The organism is uncultured Cetobacterium sp., from assembly GCF_945952365.1.
Classification (GTDB): domain Bacteria; phylum Fusobacteriota; class Fusobacteriia; order Fusobacteriales; family Fusobacteriaceae; genus Cetobacterium_A.
This window is the reverse complement of the sequence record NZ_CAMFHX010000011.1, coordinates 15,710-38,428: the sequence shown is the minus strand read 5'-3', so window position 1 is coordinate 38,428 and position 22,719 is coordinate 15,710. Positions and strand designations below refer to the sequence as shown.

The 22,719-nt window shown below is 31.3% G+C and carries 23 protein-coding genes; 18 read left to right on the top strand and 5 right to left on the bottom strand.

Going from position 1 to position 22,719, the window contains the following annotated elements; translation table 11 throughout:
• Positions 1–93: 93 nt before the first annotated feature.
• The 3 genes from Q0O83_RS05525 to rimP are packed head-to-tail and all read right to left on the bottom strand — an operon-like array spanning position 94 to position 2,206.
• Positions 94–618, bottom strand: coding sequence for a DUF448 domain-containing protein (locus Q0O83_RS05525; RefSeq protein WP_294094885.1), 525 nt, complete (start codon positions 616–618; stop codon positions 94–96).
• Positions 611–1,708 carry a transcription termination factor NusA gene (gene nusA / locus Q0O83_RS05520; RefSeq protein ID WP_294094883.1) on the bottom strand — a complete coding sequence of 366 codons (1,098 nt, stop codon included), beginning with the start codon at positions 1,706–1,708 and terminating at the stop codon, positions 611–613. The genes Q0O83_RS05525 and nusA overlap by 8 nt, the downstream gene beginning before the upstream one ends.
• Before the next feature lie 36 nt (positions 1,709–1,744).
• Positions 1,745–2,206, bottom strand: a complete 462-nt coding sequence (gene rimP, locus Q0O83_RS05515; RefSeq protein WP_294094996.1) for a ribosome maturation factor RimP — start codon at positions 2,204–2,206, stop codon at positions 1,745–1,747.
• Between the two features lie 360 nt (positions 2,207–2,566).
• Here rimP and glmS point away from each other — a divergent pair, with 360 nt between their 5' ends.
• The 9 genes from glmS to hutX all read left to right on the top strand — a co-directional run bounded on the left by glmS (position 2,567) and on the right by hutX (position 11,938).
• Positions 2,567–2,980 (top strand): methylaspartate mutase subunit S, encoded by a 414-nt coding sequence (glmS, locus tag Q0O83_RS05510; RefSeq protein WP_294094881.1) that lies wholly within the window; start codon positions 2,567–2,569, stop codon positions 2,978–2,980.
• Between the two features lie 32 nt (positions 2,981–3,012).
• Positions 3,013–4,419, top strand: coding sequence for a methylaspartate mutase accessory protein GlmL (gene glmL, locus Q0O83_RS05505; RefSeq protein ID WP_294094878.1), 1,407 nt, complete (start codon positions 3,013–3,015; stop codon positions 4,417–4,419).
• Between the two features lie 22 nt (positions 4,420–4,441).
• Positions 4,442–5,899 carry a methylaspartate mutase subunit E gene (locus Q0O83_RS05500; protein ID WP_294094873.1) on the top strand — a complete coding sequence of 486 codons (1,458 nt, stop codon included), beginning with the start codon at positions 4,442–4,444 and terminating at the stop codon, positions 5,897–5,899.
• Between the two features lie 96 nt (positions 5,900–5,995).
• The gene (locus Q0O83_RS05495) at positions 5,996–7,237 is read left to right on the top strand and encodes a methylaspartate ammonia-lyase (RefSeq protein WP_294094871.1); all 1,242 of its coding nucleotides are present in this window, start codon (positions 5,996–5,998) and stop codon (positions 7,235–7,237) included.
• A gap of 78 nt (positions 7,238–7,315) precedes the next feature.
• Positions 7,316–7,576, top strand: coding sequence for a citrate lyase acyl carrier protein (gene citD, locus Q0O83_RS05490; protein WP_294094868.1), 261 nt, complete (start codon positions 7,316–7,318; stop codon positions 7,574–7,576).
• A 26-nt stretch (positions 7,577–7,602) separates the two neighbouring features.
• Positions 7,603–8,475, top strand: a complete 873-nt coding sequence (locus tag Q0O83_RS05485; RefSeq protein ID WP_294094866.1) for an aldolase/citrate lyase family protein — start codon at positions 7,603–7,605, stop codon at positions 8,473–8,475.
• Between the two features lie 21 nt (positions 8,476–8,496).
• Positions 8,497–10,038, top strand: a complete 1,542-nt coding sequence (gene citF, locus Q0O83_RS05480; protein WP_294094864.1) for a citrate lyase subunit alpha — start codon at positions 8,497–8,499, stop codon at positions 10,036–10,038.
• 178 nt (positions 10,039–10,216) lie between these two features.
• The gene (locus Q0O83_RS05475; protein WP_294094862.1) at positions 10,217–11,407 is read left to right on the top strand and encodes a YihY/virulence factor BrkB family protein; all 1,191 of its coding nucleotides are present in this window, start codon (positions 10,217–10,219) and stop codon (positions 11,405–11,407) included.
• Positions 11,408–11,467: 60 nt separating this feature from the next.
• Entirely contained in the window at positions 11,468–11,938 is a 471-nt protein-coding gene (gene hutX, locus Q0O83_RS05470; RefSeq protein WP_294094861.1) for a heme utilization cystosolic carrier protein HutX, read from the top strand.
• 51 nt (positions 11,939–11,989) lie between these two features.
• On the opposite strand, the gene Q0O83_RS05465 is transcribed toward hutX, so the two are convergent.
• Together Q0O83_RS05465 and Q0O83_RS05460 are read right to left on the bottom strand one after the other, a co-directional pair.
• Positions 11,990–12,496, bottom strand: a complete 507-nt coding sequence (locus Q0O83_RS05465; RefSeq protein WP_294094858.1) for a flavodoxin family protein — start codon at positions 12,494–12,496, stop codon at positions 11,990–11,992.
• Between the two features lie 18 nt (positions 12,497–12,514).
• Complete coding sequence (locus Q0O83_RS05460) at positions 12,515–13,246, bottom strand: energy transducer TonB (protein ID WP_294094855.1); 732 nt, start codon at positions 13,244–13,246, stop codon at positions 12,515–12,517.
• Between the two features lie 170 nt (positions 13,247–13,416).
• Here Q0O83_RS05460 and Q0O83_RS05455 point away from each other — a divergent pair, with 170 nt between their 5' ends.
• The 9 genes from Q0O83_RS05455 (at position 13,417) to Q0O83_RS05415 (ending at position 22,715) form a co-directional block, all read left to right on the top strand.
• Complete coding sequence (locus Q0O83_RS05455; protein ID WP_294094852.1) at positions 13,417–14,040, top strand: MotA/TolQ/ExbB proton channel family protein; 624 nt, start codon at positions 13,417–13,419, stop codon at positions 14,038–14,040.
• A gap of 10 nt (positions 14,041–14,050) precedes the next feature.
• Positions 14,051–14,488 carry a biopolymer transporter ExbD gene (locus tag Q0O83_RS05450; protein WP_294094849.1) on the top strand — a complete coding sequence of 146 codons (438 nt, stop codon included), beginning with the start codon at positions 14,051–14,053 and terminating at the stop codon, positions 14,486–14,488.
• A 7-nt stretch (positions 14,489–14,495) separates the two neighbouring features.
• Positions 14,496–15,758, top strand: coding sequence for a coproporphyrinogen-III oxidase family protein (locus Q0O83_RS05445; RefSeq protein WP_294094846.1), 1,263 nt, complete (start codon positions 14,496–14,498; stop codon positions 15,756–15,758).
• Between the two features lie 21 nt (positions 15,759–15,779).
• Positions 15,780–17,747 (top strand): TonB-dependent receptor, encoded by a 1,968-nt coding sequence (locus Q0O83_RS05440; protein ID WP_294094843.1) that lies wholly within the window; start codon positions 15,780–15,782, stop codon positions 17,745–17,747.
• 17 nt (positions 17,748–17,764) lie between these two features.
• The gene (locus tag Q0O83_RS05435) at positions 17,765–18,733 is read left to right on the top strand and encodes an iron ABC transporter permease (protein ID WP_294094841.1); all 969 of its coding nucleotides are present in this window, start codon (positions 17,765–17,767) and stop codon (positions 18,731–18,733) included.
• A 1-nt stretch (position 18,734) separates the two neighbouring features.
• The gene (locus Q0O83_RS05430) at positions 18,735–19,508 is read left to right on the top strand and encodes an ABC transporter ATP-binding protein (protein WP_294094839.1); all 774 of its coding nucleotides are present in this window, start codon (positions 18,735–18,737) and stop codon (positions 19,506–19,508) included.
• Positions 19,509–19,517: 9 nt separating this feature from the next.
• Complete coding sequence (locus tag Q0O83_RS05425) at positions 19,518–20,402, top strand: ABC transporter substrate-binding protein (RefSeq protein ID WP_294094836.1); 885 nt, start codon at positions 19,518–19,520, stop codon at positions 20,400–20,402.
• Positions 20,392–22,092, top strand: coding sequence for an ABC transporter ATP-binding protein (locus Q0O83_RS05420; protein WP_294094834.1), 1,701 nt, complete (start codon positions 20,392–20,394; stop codon positions 22,090–22,092). Before Q0O83_RS05425 ends, Q0O83_RS05420 begins: the two co-directional genes overlap by 11 nt.
• A 104-nt stretch (positions 22,093–22,196) precedes the next feature.
• Positions 22,197–22,715: a pyridoxamine 5'-phosphate oxidase family protein gene (locus tag Q0O83_RS05415; RefSeq protein WP_294094832.1), complete on the top strand. Its 519-nt coding sequence runs from the start codon at positions 22,197–22,199 to the stop codon at positions 22,713–22,715.
• Positions 22,716–22,719 lie beyond the last annotated feature (4 nt).

Genomic DNA, 22,719 nt, shown 5'->3' with positions numbered 1-22,719 from the left:
ACAGTTTTTCATGTTCAGCAGTCAATACACCTAGATGTGATTGCACATCAACTCTAATATTGTTTAAAATATCTAAAAAGTGCTTTAAATAGCTTAATCTACCAATCCTCTTGCAACTTTTTTATTTTTTATAGCAATAACATTGACTTCCTCTTTATTAAAGATTTCACCTAACTGTGCTTTATCTCCAAAGTGAGCATAAGGAATATTAAGTTCCTTAGCTTTAGCAATTAACTTTTTATCATTTTTTTCACTGATATCTTCAGCGATTATAAGGAAATGAATATGTTGAATCTCATCCATAACCATGTTGATACCAAAAGCTAAATGCTCAGAGTTTTTCATTGCTTTTAAAATATTTAAGTAATCTTTAGATTGCTTTTTAAGAAGATTAACCATAAGAAGTAAATCTTCTATTTTTAAGTTATATTTTTTATTTTTAGAAATTCTTTTTATACATTCGTGTGTTTTACAAACGTAGATTGCTCTAGCTTGATGTTTTTGCTTTTCATCAAATGAATAGTTGCTTTCACTTATTTTAGCGATTCTAAAAAGATCGCTTTTATCTTTTTTCTCTCTACAAACTACACATGTTCTTTCAGGCGTATGATTATGCATTTTCTTCCTCGTCTGAAGCAGGTGCATTTTCTGCATTGAAAGATTCAACAGTTTTGATGTCTACTCTCATACCAGTTAACTTAGCAGCAAGTCTAGCGTTTTGTCCATTTTTACCGATAGCTAATGAAAGTTGAGAATTTTCAACTAGTACTCTAGCAGTAGTTCCCTCTTCAAGAACTTCAACACTGATAACTTTAGCAGGGCTTAGAACTGCAGAAACAAACTCTTCAACATCCTCTTTCCAAACAACGATATCAATTTTTTCACCGTTTAATTCGTTAACAACGTTTCTAATTCTTAATCCTTTTTGTCCGATACAAGCTCCAACAGTATCGATGTTTTCATCAGCAGAGAAAACAGCAACCTTAGCTCTAGAACCAGCTTCTCTAGCTACTGATTTGATTTCAATAACTCCTTCAGCGATTTCAGGAATTTCTAATTCAAATAACTTCTTTAAAAGTCCCTCATTTTTTCTAGAGATTACTATTTTAGGGAATTTGTTAGTTTTTTCAACTTCAGCAACATAAACCTTGATTCTTTCTCCAACTCTGTAAACGTCAGCTGGTGATTGCTCAGCAGTTGTAAGTATTGCTTCTGATCCATCAAATTCGATGAAAATGTTTCTCTTTTCATCAATTCTTCTAATAACTCCAGTTATGATATCATGCTCTTTAACTTTAAATTTATCAAAGATATTTTGTCTTTCAGCTTCTCTAACTTTTTGAATAACGATTTGCTTACCGTTTTGGATAGCATTTCTTCTGAACTCTTCACAGTTAACTTCTAACTTTATAACATCTCCAACTTTTACTCTTTTGTGACCAGCTTCAACAGCATCCTCAACAGAAACTTCAAGAGCAGCATCGTATAAATCCTCAGCTGTAGCAACAGTTTTTATTTCAAAAACTTTAACTTCACCAGTTGATCTATTGATTTCAACCTCAACGTTTTCCTCTTCACCATAGTGCTTTTTGTAAGCAGCAAGCATAGCTTGTTCAACAGCCTCAAGAAGACTTTCTTTGTTTATTCCTTTTTCTTTTTCAAGCTGCTCTAGAGCTTCTAAAAAGATTTTTCCATCTTTACTTTTCATAATGGTTTTTTCCTCCTAACTATAACTAAATAATAATTAAATATCACTAAAATCAAAGACAATATTTGCTTTTTTTATCTCTTTGAAAGGTATTTCAAGAGTTTGTCCTTTTATATCTAAGAAAAGTGTTTCATCCTTAAAATCTTCAATAATACCTTCAAAATTCTTGTTATCATTAAGTTTGTGCTTTAAGCTAACTTTGATTTTTTCTCCTTTAAATCTCACGAAATCCGCTTCTTTTTTTAAAGGTCTTTCAACTCCTGGAGAAGAAACCTCTAAGAAAAATTTGTGTGGAATTAGCGAATCGATAGCTTCATCAATCTCATTGCTAAGTGTACCACAATCTTCAAGAGTAATATCTCCATCAATTTTTTCTATAAAAATACGTACATAAAGGTATCCACCTTCTTGGATATACTCTACGTCCACAAGATCTACATCTCTTTTTTCAACAGCTGGAATAACTACTTTCTCTATTTTAACAAGAGTTTCTTCCATCTCTCTTTTATCAAGTTTTATCATACATTTCACCTCTTTCCAAATAAAAACTATAAAGAAAGAGTGGGATTTCCCCACTCTTTTCAGCTCTAGTATAAATTATCCACTTAGAGTATAGCATAAGTATAAAAAAAAATCAATGAAATAGTGTCGTTCAAAATAGTTTATATATAATAATGTAGTAAAAAGGTAAAAACTGCTCTTCTGATATGAATAGTTATGATATATTGTGTGAATAGTTGGAAAGATAACGATATAAATTTATTATTTGTATTGTGTTTTTTTAAAACGTAGTGTATAAAATATATTATAAAAGTTTGCTTTTTATTAGGAAAAAGAAATAGTGAGGTGTTATTTTCAATGAAAAATGGAAAGAAAGTAGTAATTGGTGTAATTGGTTCGGACTGTCATGCAGTAGGAAATAAAATTATTCATCACGTATTAGAGAGCAGCGGATTTGAAGTAATCAATATAGGTGTATTATCACCACAAGTTGACTTTATCAATGCTGCTGTAGAAACAGAGGCAGATGCGATAATAGTTTCGTCACTATATGGTCACGGAGAATTAGACTGTCAAGGTATGAGAGAGAAATGTGAAGAAGCAGGATTAAAAGATATCCTACTTTACGTTGGTGGAAATATTGTTGTTGGAAAGCAAGAGTGGTCAGACGTAGAGTCTAGATTTAAGGCAATGGGGTTCAATAGAGTTTATAGACCAGGAACACCAATAGAACTTACAACTGAAGATTTAAAATCTGATTTAGGAATTTAAGCTAATAAAAATAAAGAAAAGAGATGATTTCTATGAGATGTTATCTAACTATTGACTTTGGAAGTACATATACAAAGTTAACAGCGATAGACTTAGTAGGAGAAAGAATTCTAGCAACTGCAAAAGATATAACAACAGTTGAAGATGATATAATGGTTGGTTTTAACAATGCATATAAAAAACTTGTAACTGAAATAGAAAAAGAGGTTTCAATTTCAGAAATTGAGTTCGTAGATAAAATTGCATGTTCTTCTGCAGCAGGTGGGTTGAAAATGGTGGCGATTGGATTGGTGCCAGAACTTACAGCAGAAGCTGCAAAAAAAGCTGCTTTAGGAGCAGGAGCAAGAGTTATAAAAACATACTCGTATGAACTGAATTCTCGTGAAATGGAAGAGATAAAAAATACAGCTGTAGATATAATATTACTAGCTGGTGGAACGGATGGCGGAAATAAAGAGTGTATAATTCATAACGCTAGATTAATAGTTGAGCATAAGATAGATAAGCCTGTTGTTGTAGCAGGAAATAAAGCTGCGGCAGATGAAATAGAAAAAATATTTTTAGAAGCAGGTGTAGACTATTATTTAGCAAGTAATGTTATGCCAAAGATAAATAAGTTAGATGTAGAACCTGCTCGTGAAGAGATCAGGAAAGTATTTATGAATAAAATAATAGAAGCAAAAGGAATGAAAAAGGCTGAGGACTTTATAAGTGGAATATTGATGCCAACTCCAGCTGCAGTTTTAAAAGCTGCGGAAGTTTTATCAGAAGGAACTGATGAGGAGGATGGAATTGGAGATTTAATAATAGTTGATATTGGTGGAGCAACAACTGATATCCACTCTATTGGTAAAGGTGATCCATCTAAACCAGGAGTGTTACTGAAAGGTCTAGAGGATCCATTCGCTAAAAGAACTGTTGAAGGGGATTTAGGAATGAGATACTCTGCAATCTCTTTATTGGAAGCAGCTGGAAGTAAAAAAATAAGAAACTATTTGAATGATTTAGATAAAAAATGGGATATAAAAGGAATGTGTAATTTTAGACACGATAATATTAAAATGGTTCCTCAAACAAAAGAGGATGTTTTGTTTGATGAGGCTATGGCAAAAGCAGCCACTGAATTATCGATGACAAGACATTGCGGAGTTTTAGAATGTATATATACTCCGATGGGAACAATGTTTAATCAAAGTGGAAAAGACCTTTTAAATGCACCATATATAATTGGAACTGGTGGAGTTATCGTTCATAGCAAGAATCCAAAAGGGATATTAGAGGCTGGAAAATTTAATCCTAATGAACCAATTTATTTAAAACCAGAAAATCCTAAGTATATGGTTGATAAAACATATATTTTATCAGCTATGGGGTTATTAGCTCAAAAAGAGCCAGATTTAGCAGTGAAAATAATGAAAAAATATCTAATTGAAGTATAAGTTTTGAGGAGGAGTCTGATCGATGAATTTAAAATTTAAAAAATGGACTGAAGAAGAGTTCTTTAAAGTGAGAGAAGAAGTTTTAAAACAATGGCCAACAGGAGCGGATGTAGATTTAGAAGAAGCAGTAGCTTACCATAAAACATTACCTGAGCACAAAAATTTTGCTAAAAAGTTAATAGATGCTAAATCTAAAAATATAACACTAGCTCAACCAAGAGCAGGAGTAGCTTTAGTAGAGCAACATATAGAGTTATTAAACTTCTTAGATACTGAAGGAGGAGCAGATTTACTACCTTCAACTATAGATTCTTATACAAGACAAAATAAATATGAGAATTGCGAAAAAGGAATAGAGGAGTCTAAAAAAGCTGGAAGATCATTACTTAACGGATTCCCAGGTGTAAACCATGGAGTTAAAGGTTGTAGAGAGGTTGTAGAAGCAGTAAATCTACCTTTACAATTAAGACATGGAACTCCAGATGCGAGATTATTATCAGAGATAATGTTAGCAGCAGGATATACTTCAAACGAAGGTGGAGGAATATCTTATAACATTCCTTACGCAAAATCAGTTACTCTTGAGCAAACAATAAGAGATTGGCAATATTGTGATAGATTAGTTGGATTATATGAAGAAAAAGGAGTATCTATCAACAGAGAACCATTTGGACCACTAACAGGAACTTTAGTTCCGCCATCAGTATCAAACGCAGTTCAAATAATTGAGTGTTTATTAGCAGCTGAGCAAGGAGTTAAAAATATAACTTTAGGATATGGACAATGTGGAAACTTAGTTCAAGACGTTGCAGCAGTGAGATCTATGATGGAGCAAGCTGAAGAGTATTGTAAAGAGTTTGGATATGAAAACATGCAACTGACATCTGTATTCCATCAATGGATGGGTGGATTCCCAGAGGATGAAGCTAAAGCGTTTGGAGTAATTTCAAATGGTGCTTCAGCAGCAGCATTAGCAGGAGCAACAAAAGTTATCGTAAAAACACCTCATGAAGCTATTGGAGTACCAACAAAAGAAGCAAATGCAATGGGTATCAGAGCAACAAAAATGGTGTTAAACCTATTAAGAGGTCAAAAGTTACCAAACTCTGAAGAGGTTCAATTTGAAAAAGATATGATTAAAAAAGAAGTAAAACAAATTATAGATAAAGTGTTAGAGTTAGGAGAGGGAGATTTAGCAGTAGGAACTGTTAAAGCTTTCGAGCAAGGAGTTTTAGATATTCCGTTTGCACCATCTAAGTATAATGCAGGAAAAATGTTACCAGCAAGAGATAACAACGGAATGATCAGATACTTAAATGCAGGAAACTTACCATTATCAGAGGATATTAAAGCTTTCCATACTGCAAAGTTACAAGAGAGAGCAGCATTTGAAGGAAGAGAAATCAGTTTCCAAATGACTGTAGATGATATATTTGCTGTAGGAAAAGGAACTTTAATTGGAAGACCAGCGGGGAAATAGTTTAATAAAATAGTTTGAATAGAAAAGATTATAAAATTGATTTATTTATAAAAGTTAGGGGAGGTATTCCCCTCACAAAAATCAGGAGGAATTAAAATGAGAATAGTTGATGTAGTATGTTCAGCAGGAAAAACAGGATTCTATTTCGATGATCAAAGAGCTATAAAAAAGGGAGCAGGGCATGATGGTTTTGCTTATGTAGGAGAAACTATGACAGAAGGATTCTCTTCGATAAGACAAGCTGGAGAATCAATATCTGTACAACTTATTTTAGAAGATGGTCAAGTTGCTTTTGGAGATTGTGCAGCAGTACAATATTCAGGTGCGGGAGGAAGAGACCCATTATTCTTAGCTAAAGATTTCATTCCTGTAATTGAAAAAGAGATAGCTCCAAAATTAATAGGAAAAGAGTTAGAAAACTTTAAATGTTTAGCAGAAGAGTTTGATGGAATGTTACTTGATGGAAAAAGATTACATACTGCAATCAGATATGGAATTACTCAAGCTTTATTAGATGCAGTAGCAAAAGCTAGAAAAGTAACTATGGCTGAAGTTATTCAAAAAGACTACAATACAGGTTTAGAAATTTCTAAGAGACCTATATTTACTCAATCAGGAGATAACAGATATGAGAATGCAGATAAAATGATAATAAAATCTGCTGATGTTTTACCTCATGCTTTAATAAATCATGTTGAAACTAAATTAGGAAACAAAGGGGAACTGTTACTTGAGTATGTTGGATGGTTAAGAGATAGAATCATTCATTTAAGAGATACAGAGAATTACGCACCTATTTTACATATAGATGTATATGGAACAATTGGAGCAGCATTTGATTGTGATACTGTAAAAATGGCAGATTACTTACAAACTTTAGTGGATGCAGCAAAACCATTTAAATTAAGAATTGAAGGTCCTATGGACGTAGAGGATAGAGATAAGCAGATTGAAGCTTTAGCAGCATTGACAGCTGAGGTTGATAGAAGAGATATGGGAATAGAGTTAGTTGCTGATGAGTGGTGTAACACTTACGAGGATATCGTAGCTTTCGCAGATGCAAAAGCAGGTCACGTAGTTCAAATAAAAACTCCAGATCTAGGAGGAGTAAATAACATAGCAGAAGCAATTCTTTATTGTAATAAAGTTGGAATCGGATCATATTCAGGTGGAACTTGTAACGAAACTAACAGATCAGCTGAGGTTACTACAAATATAGCTATGGCTTGTGGAGCTCTTCAAGTATTAGCTAAACCAGGAATGGGTGTTGACGAAGGATTTATGATCGTATTCAACGAAATGAGTAGAGTAGAAGCTTTAGTAAACAGAAGAAAGTAATAGACTTTTGATTCTGGAAAAGGTGGGAAAATCCTACCTTTTCCTTTAATTTTATAGAATAGTATAAGAGGTGAAAAAATGACAATAAATAAACCAGCGAAGTGTGGAACATTAGAATCTAACGATATATTTATTATGTTAACTCCATCAGAGAATGGAATTATCATTGAATTAGAAAGTGTTGTAGAAAAACAGTTTGGAAATCATATAAGAAATCTTATAAAAGAGAAACTAAAAGAGATGGGGATTACATCAATATTGGTTAAAGCTCAAGATAAAGGTGCTCTAGATTATACGATAAGAGCTAGAATTGAAGGAGCTGTAAAAAGAGGTTATTAAATTTTCCTTTAAGGTGAGGTGTTAGTGTGAAATTAAGAAGAACAATGTTATTTATGCCTGGAAATAATCCAGGAATGCTTCAGACAGCAGATACATTTGGAGCAGATTCAGTTATATTTGATTTAGAGGATGCTGTGGCTTTAACGGAAAAGGACGCAGCAAGAATATTAGTTACAGAAGCTATGAAAACAATGAGTTATGGAGATACAGAAGTTGTAATAAGAATAAATCCGTTATCATCACCTTTTGCGATGGAGGATATTGACAAAATGGCTAGATTAAAGCCAGATGCAATTCTTTTACCAAAGGCGACTCCAGAGGATATATCTGTATTAGAAAAAGAGTTGGAAAGAATTGAAAAAGAGGAAGGGTTTGAAATAGGAGAGATAAAAGTTCACGCACTAGTTGAAACAGCATATGGTGTAGAAACAGTTTATGAAACTTTGAAAAGTTCGAAAAGGATAGAAGCTGTATTGTTAGGCGGAGAGGATTTAGCAGCAGATTTAGCAGTAAAAAGAACTCGGGATTCAGATGAGTTATTTTATGCTAGAACTAAAATTGTAAATGCATGTAAAGCTTTAAAAATAGATGCTGTAGATACTCCGTTTACAGATACAAATGATTACGAAGGCTTAGAAGCTGATTCTAGAAAAGCTAAGATGTTAGGATTTACAGGTAAATTAGCTATTAACCCAAGACAGATAGATACAATTCATAATGTATACTCTCCAACAAAGCAAGAGATAAATCACGCCCTGAGAGTAATGGCAGCAAAAGAGGAAGCAGAAAAAGATGGGTTAGGAGTATTCTCTTTAGATGGGAAAATGGTTGACCTTCCAATTATAAACAGAGCTATTCAGACTTTAGAGATTGCTGAAATGATTGGTTTAATAGATTAATTTTAAAGGTGAGGTGTTCTAATGAAAAATATTTTAGGAAGAGATATTCCTGAATTTATAGATGGGTATGGAGAGGTAAAGCAGTATGAGGGATACCTTTCAAAAAAAGATGGATTGGTAAAAAAGGATTTTAAATTTAAAACCATAACTAGAGAGGATTCTAAATTATATAGAGATTTAAATGAATTGATGGATAGATTACCTTTGAGAGATGGGATGGTTGTATCTTTTCATCACCACTTGAGAAATGGAGATTTCGTTTTAAATATGGTTATGGAGGAGATTGCTAAAAGAGGTTATAAAGATATAACGATTGCAGCAAGTTCGATTTTTCCATGTCATAAAGGGTTAGTAAAGATGATGGAGGATAAGATTGTAACAGGAATATATGCAGCTTATATTTCTGGACCAGTGGCAGAGGCTATATCAAATGGGAAACTTTCTAAACCTGCAATTATGCATACACATGGTGGAAGAGCAAGAATATTTGAATCAGGAGAGAGAAATATAGATATTGCATTTATGGCAGCACCTACTAGTGATGAATATGGAAATATAAATGGTGTAGATGGAAAATCTGCTTGTGGAGCTTTAGGGTATGCTCATACGGATGCAGAGTTAGCTGATATCGTTGTAGCGATAACTGATAATTTAGTAGAGTTTCCAAATTCAACAATAGAAATAAATCAAACAAATGTTGATTATGTTTTAGTTGTGGATGCTATTGGAGATCCGAAAGGGATTGTTTCAGGAACAACTCAAATAACTAAGAATCCGATAGGATTAAAAGTAGCAGATTTAACGGCTAAATTTATAGAGGAATCTGGATATTTGAAAAATGGTATGAGTTTCCAAACAGGAGCAGGAGGAATATCTTTAGCAGTGGCAGCTCAACTTAAAAATATAATGAAGCAAAAAGAGATTTGTGGAAGTTTTGCTTCAGGAGGAATAACAGGTTATATAGTTGATATGTATAAAGAGGGATTATTTAAGGCGTTGTTTGATGTACAGTGCTTTGATTTAGAGGCTATAAAATCAGCTAAAGAGAATTCAGCGCATATAACTATGTCAGCATCGATGTATGCAAATGCAAACAATAAAGGAGCTGTAGTAAATAAGCTGGATGTTGTTATTTTAGGAGCGACAGAGATTGACACAAACTTTAATGTAAATGTTACAACTGGTTCTAATGGTGTTATAATGGGAGGATCAGGTGGACATTCAGATACAGCTGCTGGATCTAAGCTTTGTATAATAGTATCTCAACTTGTTAACTCGAGATTATCTGTAGTGAAAGATAAGGTTACGACTTTAACAACTCCAGGAGAAACAGTAGATATCCTTGTAACTGAAAGAGGAATTGCAATAAATCCTTTAAGAAAAGATTTAATAGAGAGATTTAAAGAATCGAAGCTTCCAATAAAAACAATTGAAGAGTTAAGAGCAATTGCAAAAGCTATGACAGGACAAGAAAATGATATTGAGTTTGAGGATGAAATTGTAGCAGTTGTAGAGTATAGAGATGGAACTGTTATAGATACAATAAAAAAAATTAAAAATTAAAACTTTTTTAGAAAAAATTTGGTCTAAAAAATATAATAAAGAATAAAAGTGTGAATAAAGTAATATCCCCCCGTTTTAAAAGAACCTCGTTTGAGGTTCTTTTAATTTTTTGTAAAATAATAAATTATAAAGGAAAAAAATGATAGAATAGGAAATAATACTTCAGGAGGATGATACGATGATAAATAATATTAGAAATTACATAAACGAATTGCAGCTAACACATTTTTATAGTCAAATTAAAGGGGCTTTAGAAAACTATAAACGTTCAAATTCAAATCTATGGGCTAATACACTATGTTACTTCACAACTTTATCATTTATTCCATTGTTGGCTATAGCTTTTAGTATAGCTAGATGGTTTGGGATAGATAGCTATTACTTGAGACAATTAACTGAAAGTTCTCCTTTGAATGAGGAAACAGTTAAAGTGATATTGGATATAGCACAAAACTTATTGCAGAGTACAAGAAATGGAGTTATAGCAGGAGTCGGTTTTGTATCTTTGGGATGGGTTATTGTTTCAATGTTTTCAGTTATAGAGAAAGCACTTAATAGTATTTGGGGCATTAAAAAAACTAGAGGTTTTTTTAGAAAAGTTAGTGATTATCTACTGGTATTTTTTATGCTTCCGATAAGTGTAATAGGTGCTAATATTTTAAATAATATAAAGTTAGAATTTTTTTATACAGAACATATATTGAATTTAGTGGCACCCTATTTTGCTTTGTGGATCTTTTTTATATTCTTTTATATGGTTTTACCAAATACAAAAGTAGCGTTAGTTCCAACTATTTGGAGTAGCTTTGTAGTTTCATTTTTTCTAAATCAAAGTAATATGTTATTATTGAAACTACAAATAATAATAGCAACATATAATAAAATATATGGTAGTTTTTCTGTTTTACTGCTATCGTTAATTTGGCTTAAAGTTGTTTGGTTTTTAATATTGATTGGAGCTCATTTTTCATATATTTTACAAAATAGAGAAAACTTGGGGAAGATAGAGGATATAAAAAAAATTAATTTCAAATCAAAGTATTTAGTTACAAAAAAAGTTTTATTATTTTTAGTAAAAAACTACTTAGATAATAAAAAAGCTGTCACTGCCCTTGAAATTTCTGAAGAATTAAAAATACCTTTAGAATTAAGTAAAAATATACTAGAAGAGCTTAGAAAGTTAGAATATGTTTCGATTATAGAGAGTGATAGTGTAGAAGAAAAAAGGTACAAATTAACAATGTGTGTAGAAATAATAACTTTTAAAAAATTGTATGAAGATTTAGAAATGGTTGGAGAAAATTTAGACATTGAAGTAGTATCTTTTGATGAAAATATAAAAGTAATAGATTATTTTAAAAATATTTGATTGACAAAGTTTTTAAAATATAATATATTTTACTTACATAAAGTATGTAGGAGGATTTTCATGAGAGATAAAATACAAGAAATACTTGCAAATGATGTGAAAGCATCTTTAAGTAAAGTGGCAAAAGAGTTAGAGATGCCATTAATAGAAGTTTTAAGACAAGCTCCAACAGTAAAAAAATATGACGTAGCTAAAATAGATGATCTATTTGCAGTTTTAAGAAGTTGGGAAAGAGTATTTTTAATAGTTATAACACCAGCATTTGTAATTGAGATTCAAGATAAGTTTGCTGAAGGATTCTATGCCCATGGATATTTCAACTTCCATGATAAAAACTCTTCAATTGGAGGACACTTAAGTGTTGATAAGATAAAAGAGATTTTCTTAGTAAAAGATGTTATGTTCGGAAGAGAAAGCTATTCAATTAGATTCTATGGAGAAGACGAAAAAGAAATCTTCGGAATCTATGTTCCTAGAGATGAGAAAAAAGAATTAATTCAAGAATGTGTTGATAGTTTTAAGAGTTTATAAAAATGAGAAAAGGAAGAGAAATTTAAATCTCTTCCTTTTATTTTTATATAGTTATTTTATTGAATTCATTATAGATAGTGCAAATTCTTTTGCTTTGTTTAAATCAGATTCATCTGGATGAGATTTAGCAGCGTCCCATCTTTTTGTTCTTTCTTCACTTGGAGCCATTTTGTGGTCTGAAGGTAGTGTTGAAAACCAAGCTATAAGCTTAGGATCAATAGCACCTTGACAGAAATATCCACCGTGAATATTGTTGTTATTATCTTTTAATAATGTTTCAATATTAGTTATACAATCTTTTGCATGGTCAGAATCAGGATAAGCACCTAAGGTAAAGAAGTAAGCTACATTTTTATCGAATATTTGCTTAGCTAAAGTTAAAGCTGTTTGATCGAAAGTAGCTCTATCAATCCATCCTCCAACAAAGATTAAATCGTAGTCTAAATTAACAATTTCTGAAATTGGTAGAAGACTAGCTTGTGGAATATTTTCATGAATAGCTTTCGCTACTTTTTCAGTATTTCCAGTTTTTGATGAGTACGTAATAAGTATTTTCATAAAATTTAAATCCTCCTATTATTTTTGATTAAATTTGAATTCTTTGTAAAAATAAAGTTTAATAGCTTTTCCATTTAACATAACAGGAGTAAGCTTCCATCTTTTTAAAGTTTTTTCAACTTCACTTTGGAAACCTAAACTATCTTTGTCACTATAGAATTTAACCTCTTCAATTTCACCTTTTAAACCAACAAGGAATCTTACTTTTATAGAAACCTCTTTGTTGTAACTTATTCTCTTAGCAGCTAATGGGTAATCAGGATCAGGTTGAGATATAAATGAATATGTAAGTCCTTGAACACCTTGATTTCTAGCAGCAAAAACACCTTGAGATAGTTCGATTAAGTCACTACTATTGTTGCTTGGAGCAGTAGATTGTTGAGACTCAGGTTTTTTTGTTGGTTTTTTATCTTCTGTAACCTCTTTTTTAGGAAGTTTTTTCTCGGGTGTTTTTTTTGGTTTTTCAACTTTTTTTTCAGGTTCCTTTTTGATTACCTCAAGTTTTTTCTCTTCAACTTTTGGCTCAGGAATAGGCTCTGGGATAACAGCCTTTTCTTCGATGACCTCTTCAACAGAAGCTTCGTTTTGAACAGGTTCAGACGGTTGGAAAGAGTTGAAATTTACGGATATCGAAGGAGTGCTAAAATCATTTCCGACATTGTCAATTTCATATTTTTTATTGGTATCTAGAGAAAAACCAAAAATAAAGATAAATATATGTAAAGCTATAGAAAAAATAACAAATTTCATAATTCCTCCAAAATACAAGTAATAATTTCGTAATAATTATAACAAAAAATATTTTAATTATCAAATTATTTATTAAAAAATACTTTGTTTAAAAAATATATTGACTATTTGGTACAAAGTTAATATAATAACTTTGAATGTCAAAATATTAAAATTCAGGAGGGAAATAGATGATAGAGATGATTAAAGCTGGAGGACCACTTATGGGAGTGATTATTTTTCTTTCAGTAGCGGGATTAACAGTAATATTAGAAAGAGGTTACTATTTCTTTAAAAATGAAAAAGACAACGGAGAGTTACTATTAAATCATTTAGAAAAATTTATAAAAAATAATGAAAAAGAGAGAGCAATAAAAGCGTGTGATTCTTTTAAAAATACATCAGCAAAAGTTATGAAAACAATTTTAATAGAGTATAACGGTGGAAAAATGAATTGTTGTACTTATGATTATTTAGAAGAGAAAGCAAGAGAGTGTGCACTAAGAGAGATGCCAAAATTAGAAAGACACATGTGGATATTAGCACTAGCAGCTAACGTTACACCTCTAGCTGGATTATTAGGAACAGTTACAGGAATGATAGGTGCATTTACAGCGATGTCAAAGCATGGAGCTGGAGATCCAACAGTTTTAGCATTTGGAATATCTCAAGCACTTATTACAACAGCATCAGGTCTTATAGTTGCTATTCCAGCACTTATATTCTATAACTTCTATCAAAAGAAGATTGAAAAAGCTATGCTTGATATGGAAAAAAATGTAGTGGAGTTTATAAATATATTAAGAAAAATGTAGGAGAGTAGTAATGTTAAAATCAAAAGGATTTTTGAACTATCAAAGAAAGCAATTAACACCTGATTTAACACCTTTAATTGATGTGGTTTTCTTACTACTAATATTTTTTATGGTAGCAACAACATTTGATGATATGAAAGGTATGAAGATTGATTTGCCAAAATCTGAAGTTGCTGAAATAGTAGAAGCAACAGATAAGGTATCGGTTTTAGTGACGGTTGATGGTCAATTAAAATTAAAAATAGATAGAAGAAATGATAGTTCGATGATAGATATCACAAAAGAGGAGTTATTAGAAAAGATTAAAGAAACAATTTCAACGATGGAAAATAAAAGAGTTGCGATATTAGCTGATAGAGGGATTGATTATGGTGATGTTGTAGATATAATGTCAGATATAAAATTAGCAGGAGCAGCAGCAATAGATATAGAGACTAAAGGGAAGTGATTAAATAATGCGTTTTGAAACAAGACATAAAAGCCACCATAATTCATCAGGATTAATAGGGAAATATTATCCACAAAGAAGAATTACAGAACAGGATTTCTTAAACAAATTGTCAGAGGAACCAAAGGATGTACCAAGAGCAATATATGTACATACACCATACTGTGATAAAATCTGTTCGTTCTGCAACTTAAATAGAGAGCAACTTAGTGGAAGTTTAGACTCTTATGCTGATTACCTAGTTGGAGAATTTGATAAATATGGACAATATAGATACTTTAAAGAAAAAGGTGTCGATGTAATATACTTCGGTGGAGGAACACCAACTGTTTATAAAAATGATCAGTTAGAAAGAATACTTCAAAGTGTAAATAGAAATATAATCTTTGCAGAGGGATATGAGTTTACATTAGAAACAACACTACATAACTTAAATCCAGAAAAAATAGAGTTGATGAACAAATATGGAGTAAATAGGTTATCTGTAGGAATTCAAAGTTTCTCAGACGAAGGAAGAAAGTTCTACAATAGAACTTATACTAAAGCTGAAGTGAAAGAGAGATTGTTAGATTTAAAATCAAAGTTTAACGGTGAAGTTTGTATAGATATTATCTATAATCATCCAACTCAAACAGTAGAAGATGCAAGAGAGGATGCAAGAGTTATAAAAGAGTTAGATTTAGGAAGTTCGAGCTTCTACTCGTTAATGGTTCATGAAGGTTCAACACTATCTCACGACATAAAAGATGAGAAGGTAAAACTACAAGATGATTTAAAAAGAGAGAGAGAGTTACATGACGCTTTCGTAAAAGAGTTAACAACAGATAGCGATTACTATGTTTTAGAGTTAACTAAGATAGCTAAAGCAGGAAGAGATAACTATAAATATATAAAAACAAGAACATTTGGAGGAGATACGTTCCCAATCGGTGTAGGTGCTGGTGGAAATGTTGATAATATATCTGTATTTAGAATGAAAAAAGAGATGGGAATGTTTGTTGAGAAAAGTGAGTATCAACAAAGATTAGATAGATTTAATGGATTATTCCAGTTCCCAACAGTTGAAAAAGATGTAGTGAATGAGATTTTAAACTTTACAGAGCAAAAAGTATTTGAAGAGGTAATGTCTGAATTAAAGGCTGATGGGTTTGTAACAGAAAATGAAACACATTACTATTTAACGAGTGACGGTCTATTTTGGGGTAACAATATATCTAGAGAGGTTTTAACTACTGTAGTTGAAAAAACTTTAGAGGTAATAAAAAAGTAAAGTTTAGAGAGGGATTAAATTATGAACAAGAAGATAGCAGTGTTAAGTTTATTAGTAACAGCTTTGAGTTATTCTAATGATGACTTTTTCTATGAGGAAGCTAATAAAGGAGTTAAATTAAATGAAAGTGTTATTTCAACAACAGGGTTTGAAACAGCACAAAGAAATGTAACGAATACAGTTACAGTTATAACAGCAAAAGATATTGAAGAGAAAAATTATCAATCAGTATCAGATGCTTTAAGAGATGTACCGAGTGTAAATATAATTGGAGATCCAAAAGATCCGATTATAGATATGAGAGGGCAAGGAACAAAGGCAGCAGAGAATGTACAAGTTTTAATTGATGGAATTTCAACAGGATCATTAGATTCAAGTCATGGAAGAATGCCTATAAATACAGTTCCAGTTGAAAATATAGAAAAGATAGAAGTGATTCCAGGTGGAGGAGCGATACTTTATGGAAGTGGAACTAGAGGAGGAGTAATTAATATAATTACTAAATCTGGTGCAGGATATAAAGGTGGATCTGTCTCTAGTGAATTTACTAGTTTTGGAACTAAAAAAGGTGATGTATCATTCGGAACTACTGTAGGAGATTTTGGAGTAGGAATTAACTATACAAAAAATGATTACAAAGGTTTCAGAGATGGAGATGAATCAGATTCAGAATTCTTCGAAGGAAGTTTAAAGTATAAAATTGATGAAAATCAAAATATCACTTTAAAATATTCAAGATATGATGAAAATGCAACATCACCAGAAAGATTGACAAAAGAGCAGTTATCAGACCCAACACAGTCAGGGCTTACAAGTTCAAAAGATTTAGCAATGCTTGATGTGGTTAAAGATGAATTTAACTTGAAATATGAAAATAAAATAAATGACAATTTAAAGTTAGATATATTATCGTTCTATCAAGAATCAGATATTGAAACTGTAGGAACTAAGGGAAGCGGAAGAATAGAATTAGAAGATAAAAAAGTTGGATTCAAACCGAAGCTTCAATTAAAATATGGAGAAAATAATGAGATTGTATTTGGATACGATTTTATATCTCAAGAGATGAATAGGGTTACAGGTTCTAGTACAAACTATAATCTAAGTGATTTTACTAAAATGACAAACAGTGGGTTTGTTTTAAATAGAAATAGATTTGGAAAGATTGAATTCACTCAAGGATTCAGATACGAACGTGCTGATTACGATTTAAAAAGAAAAGATAACACTAGAAATCTAGATGAAAAAATAACAAAAGAAAATTATGCAGCAGAAGCGACAGTGAATTATCTGTATTCAGATACGGGAAATGTATATGCAAAGATAGAAAGAGGATTTAGATCACCTCTTCCACCAGAGATGGCTAATACACAGGATTATTCATTAAGTAAAGCAGATTCAGAAACATATTTAACTTATGAGTTAGGTGCAAAAGACTATATCTTAGGAAGTTATGTAAATGGAGCAGTATACTACACAGAAACAGATAATGAGATAGCAAGAGTAGCTATTCCGGGGACATTCTATTTCGATTACTATAATATAGGAAAAACTAAAAGATATGGAGCTGAGTTATCAGCAGAGCAATACTTTGGAAAATTAACTGTTAGAGAAAGTTATGCTCTTATAAAAACAGAGATATTAGAATCAGCAAATTCTAAGTTAGAAGGAAAAGAGATAAGCGATGTACCTACGAATAAGTTATCATTAGGATTATCTTATGAGGTAACACCAAAGTTTACAGTTTTAACAGAGACTGTTTATACATCAGCTTACTACATAAATGATGAAAATACTGGAGGAAAGCAAAACGAGAATGTTGTTACAAATGTGACGTTTAACTATAATCCAACAGAAACATTAAAACTATACACAGGAGTAAGAAACCTGTTTAATGAGAAATACTATAACTCTATAAAATCAGATGGAAAATATTTTGATCCAGCAGCAGAAAGAAGTTTCTATGCAGGATTTAAATACAACTTCTAAAAACAGGGAGAATTAATATGAAGAAACATGTGTCATTAATATTAATTCTGGGAATAATACTGACAGGAACACTTTCTATTGGCTTAGGAAGTGTTTCTGTGCCATTGGAGCAACTATTTTCAATGTCAACTGCCCCAGATTATATAAAAACAATAATTTACGAAATAAGATTACCAAGGATAATTATGGCGCTATTAATAGGGATGATGTTATCATCGAGTGGTGTTGTAGTTCAAGCTGTATTTCAAAATCCATTAGCTGACCCTTACATAATAGGAATAGCAGCGAGTGCGACATTTGGAGCAGTAATAGCTTACGTATTCCAATTACCAGATATATTTTACGGAGTACTAGCATTTTTATCATGCTTAATAAGTACTTTCGTAATATTTAAGCTTTCAAATAGAAATGGAAAAGTTGATATAACAACGTTATTGATAGTAGGAATAGCTGTATCATCATTTATAGGTGCATTTACATCGTTTGCTATGTATCTTATAGGTGAGGAATCATTTAAAATTACTATGTGGTTAATGGGGTATTTAGGAGGAGCGACGTGGACAAAGGTAGCACTTTTATTTGTACCATTAGTATTTTCTCTAATCTTCTTCTATCTACAAAGAAATCAGTTAGATGCTCTGCTATCAGGAGATGAAGAAGCAAACTCTCTAGGAGTTGATGTTCATACGTTAAAAGCAAAAGTTTTAACTGTTTCAGCGTTAGTAGTAGCCTTTTCAGTAGCGTTTTCAGGAATGATAGGATTTGTAGGTTTAATTATACCTCATTCAATAAGAATGTTAGTGGGACCTTCAAACTCAAAATTAATTCCAAACTCAGCTTTAGCAGGAGGATTCTTCTTACTAATCTGTGATACTATTGGAAGACTTTTATTAGCACCAGTTGAGATACCAATAGGTGTTGTTACAGCGTTCTTTGGAGCACCATTCTTTTTATATCTAGCATTTAAATCTAAAGGAGGAAGATAAGATGGGTATTAAAGTTGAAAATCTATCTTTTTCTTATGGAGATAGAGCTATTTTAAAGAATTTAAAAGTTCAAATAAAAAAAGGAAAGATGACAGGAATATTAGGACCAAATGGATGTGGAAAGTCCACTTTTCTAAAAAATATACTTGGTTATTTAACTCCAAATAGTGGAGAGATTATTTTCAATGGAAAAGATACAGTTGGGTTATCTAAAAAAGATAAAGCTAAACTTGTATCATTAGTTCCACAAAAATCAAATTTAATGACAAATATGTCTGTGAAAGATTTTGTTTTAATGGGGAGATTACCTCATTTAAAATCGAGCTGGGCAGGATATACATTTGATGATAAAAAAAAGGTAGAGGATAATCTAAATTTTTTAGGACTATATAAGTTCAGTGAAAGAGTAGCAGTAAGTTTATCTGGAGGAGAGTTTCAAAGAGTATTACTAGCAAGAGCGTTAACTCAAGAGCCAGAAATACTACTTTTAGATGAACCAACTTCGGCACTTGATTTAAATCACGCTGTAGAACTACTAAATAAAGTTAAGAATTTATCTTTAGAAAAATCACTGACAAGTGTTGCAGTTCTTCATGATCTTAATTTAGCGGCAATGTTTTGTGATGAGTTAATAATGATGAAAGATGGAGAGATTAAATTCCAGGGAACACCATTAGAAGTTTTGACAGAGGAAAATTTACAAGCAGTTTATAATCTAAAATCAAAGGTTATAAAAGATGAAAATGGGATACCATATATTATTCCATTAGTATAAGGAGAGATTATGAAAAAATTAGCAATTTTAGCATTTACAGTTTTGATGAGTAATTTTGCCTTTGCTTTAAAGTTAGAGAATGGATTTATTGTAGATTCTAGAGGTAATAAAGTAGAGGAAAAAGAATATAAAAAAGTTTTAATATTAGACCCAGCAGCGGTTGAATCATTTTATTTAATTGAAGGAGAAAAAAGTATTGTAGCTATAGCAGATACAGCAAAAAATCCTATATGGCCACAAGAGAAAACAAAAGATCTCCCAAAAGCTGGAACTATAATGAAGCCATCGATAGAGCAGGTTCTAAGTTTTACTCCAGATCTTGTAATATTAAATACAATGTCTGAAGCATTTGGAGAGAGCTTAAAAGCTAGAAAATTAAAATTTATAATAAATGAAGCAAATTCTTTTGATCAAATTTTAGAAAATTTAGAGGTGTATGGAGTAATAACTGGTCAAAGAGAAAAATCGGAAAAGTTAGTACAGGATTATAAAGCTAAGCTAGATGGTATAAAGAAAAAGATAGAAGAAAAGCCATTGAATATTAAAGGAGCATTTCTATTCTCGACATCTCCAATGATGGTATTTACTCCAAACTCTTTACCGGGTCAGATATTTGATACGCTAGGTATTGAGAATATAGCAAAAGGTTTACCAGGAGGAAGACCGATACTTTCACCAGAATATTTATTAGCTCAAAATCCAGATTTATTAGTTGGATCAATGGCAATAAAAAATAAAAATGATATTTTAAATAGTAATCCAGTTGTAAAACAAACTAAAGCAGGGCAAAAAGGTAATATGATGATAATTGATTCAGATAAAATACTGAGAGGAACTCCGAGAGTTATAGATGCTCTAGAAGAGTTATATCAGGAGTTATCAAATGTTAAATAGTGTTTTAAGATACTATCTAAAAGAAAAAAAACTGCTAACTTATTTTTTAGTTAGCAGTTTTTTTGTAACTGGTTTGGATTTGTATGGCCCGATAGTAGTTCAAAACCTAATAGATAGATCAATACCGAATAAAAACGTTAAAGAGTTCTTCATGTTCTCAGCAGCCCTGCTAGGAATATATGTGATTAGGTTAGTGTTGTCTGTTTACTCTAGTTCGAGAGGACAGTTGATGGGAAATAGAATAAAGTTTCTGATGAGAGAGGATTTATTTAAGAAAATTCTAAGTCAACCAGACACATATTTTATGAAAAATCAAAGTGGAGATATAATATCAAGAGTGACAAGTGATTTAGAAAATGTTTCAGCTCTTTTATATAGAGGATTAGAAGATTTTCTATTTTCTATATTATCAATAATTGGTGCAGTTGTTCTTATGGCAAATTTCAATTTGAAATTGACCCTATTAACGATGATACCTCTTCCTTTAGCTGTTTATTTTACAATTTATCAAAATAAAAAGTTAAAGGTAGGTTATGGTTTAGTAAGAGAGAGATTTTCAGGTCTTACTTCAAAAATTCATGATTCTTTAAAAACTGTATTTTTTATAAAAGATAATGTTTTAGAAGATGATGTCTTAGAAAAGTTCTCAGAAAGAAATAAAGAACTTTTAGATGTAGAAAAAACAAATATATTTAATACATCCGCTCTTATGTCAGGAGTAAATTTCTATAATCAACTTACTCAATTGATAGTGATATTTATAGGTGGATATATGCATATAAATGATGAAATAAGTCTAGGAGTTATCGTAGGTTTCATATTACTGACAAATAGATTTAGGATATATCTACTAAGATTGATGGGATTGATAGATGTTTTCCAAAGAGGAGCAACAGGAATTGGGAGATTTTTAGATATTATGAATATTCCAGATGAAAAAAATGGAGATATTCAGATGAGTGATGAGATAAAAAAAATAGAGGTTAAAAATTTAAGTTTCTCTTTTGGTAATCAAGATGTAATAAAAAACCTATCTTTAGTTATTAAAAAAGGCGAGAAAGTTGCTTTTGTAGGAGAGAGTGGGGTTGGAAAAACAACAATTTTCTCACTTTTAAAAAGAACATTTTTACCTGAAGAAAATAGAATATTAATAAACAATAACTGTATAACTGATTTGGAAAGAGAGAGTCTACTTAATAAGATAGCAGTTGTTGATCAAAGAGATAGTTTGATGAATGAAACAATTTTAGATAATATAAAAGTTGTGAAAAAAGATGCTACTGATGAGGAGATAATGAAAGCCCTAGAATTGGCTCAATTGAAAGAGTTTGTAGAGGCTCTTGAGCACAAAGAGAATACTAAGTTAGGTCAAGGTGGAGTTAATTTAAGTTCAGGTCAAAAGCAAAGATTAGCAATGGCAAGGCTCTTTTTAAAGAATCCAGAGATTATAATGTTAGATGAGGGAACGTCAGCATTAGATAATATCCTAGAGAAAAAAATCATGAATAATATTTTAGAAAAGTTTAACGACAAAATAATAATCTCGATTGCTCATAGATTAAATACGATAAAAGAGTTTGATAAAATTGTTGTTTTAGGTAAAGAGGGTATCAAAGAGATGGGAGATTATAAAACTTTAATGGAAAAAGAGGGTGAGTTCTTTAGAATGTATAAAGCTGGAAATTTATAATCATACAAAAAAAGTGTAATTAATTCTTGACAAAGTTTGTAAAAAAATATACTATATGAGTATATAATAATTTGAAATACAAACTTAAAGGAGATTGAATAGTTATGATGAAGATGGCAATGGCAATGAATTTAAATAAAGATGAATTAAGAAAAGAGATAGATGAGTTTGAAGGAAGTTTTAAATCAGTAGTTTTAGGAACAGTTTCTAAAAATGGAGAGATAGATGTTACTTATGCTCCTTATGTAAAATATGAAGATGCAGGATATATATTTATCAGTGAAATAGGAGATCATTATGATAACCTAGTAGAGAACACTCAAAAGTTTGAGATTATGTTCTTACAAGATGAAAAAGAAGCTGCATCAGTATTAGTAAGAAAGAGATTAAGATACAATGTTACAGCTGAATTCCAACCAAGAGATGAGAGATTTGAAACTATTTTAGATATTTTCGAAGAGAGAATGGGACATGGAGTTAAGGTAGTACGTAAAATGGAAGATTTCCATTTAGTAAAATTAAATGTAATTGATGGAAGATTTGTTAAAGGATTTGGTCAAGCATTTAATTTAAAAGGTGATGATATCATTCATATGACTGGAGATAAAAAAACTCATAGATAAAAAA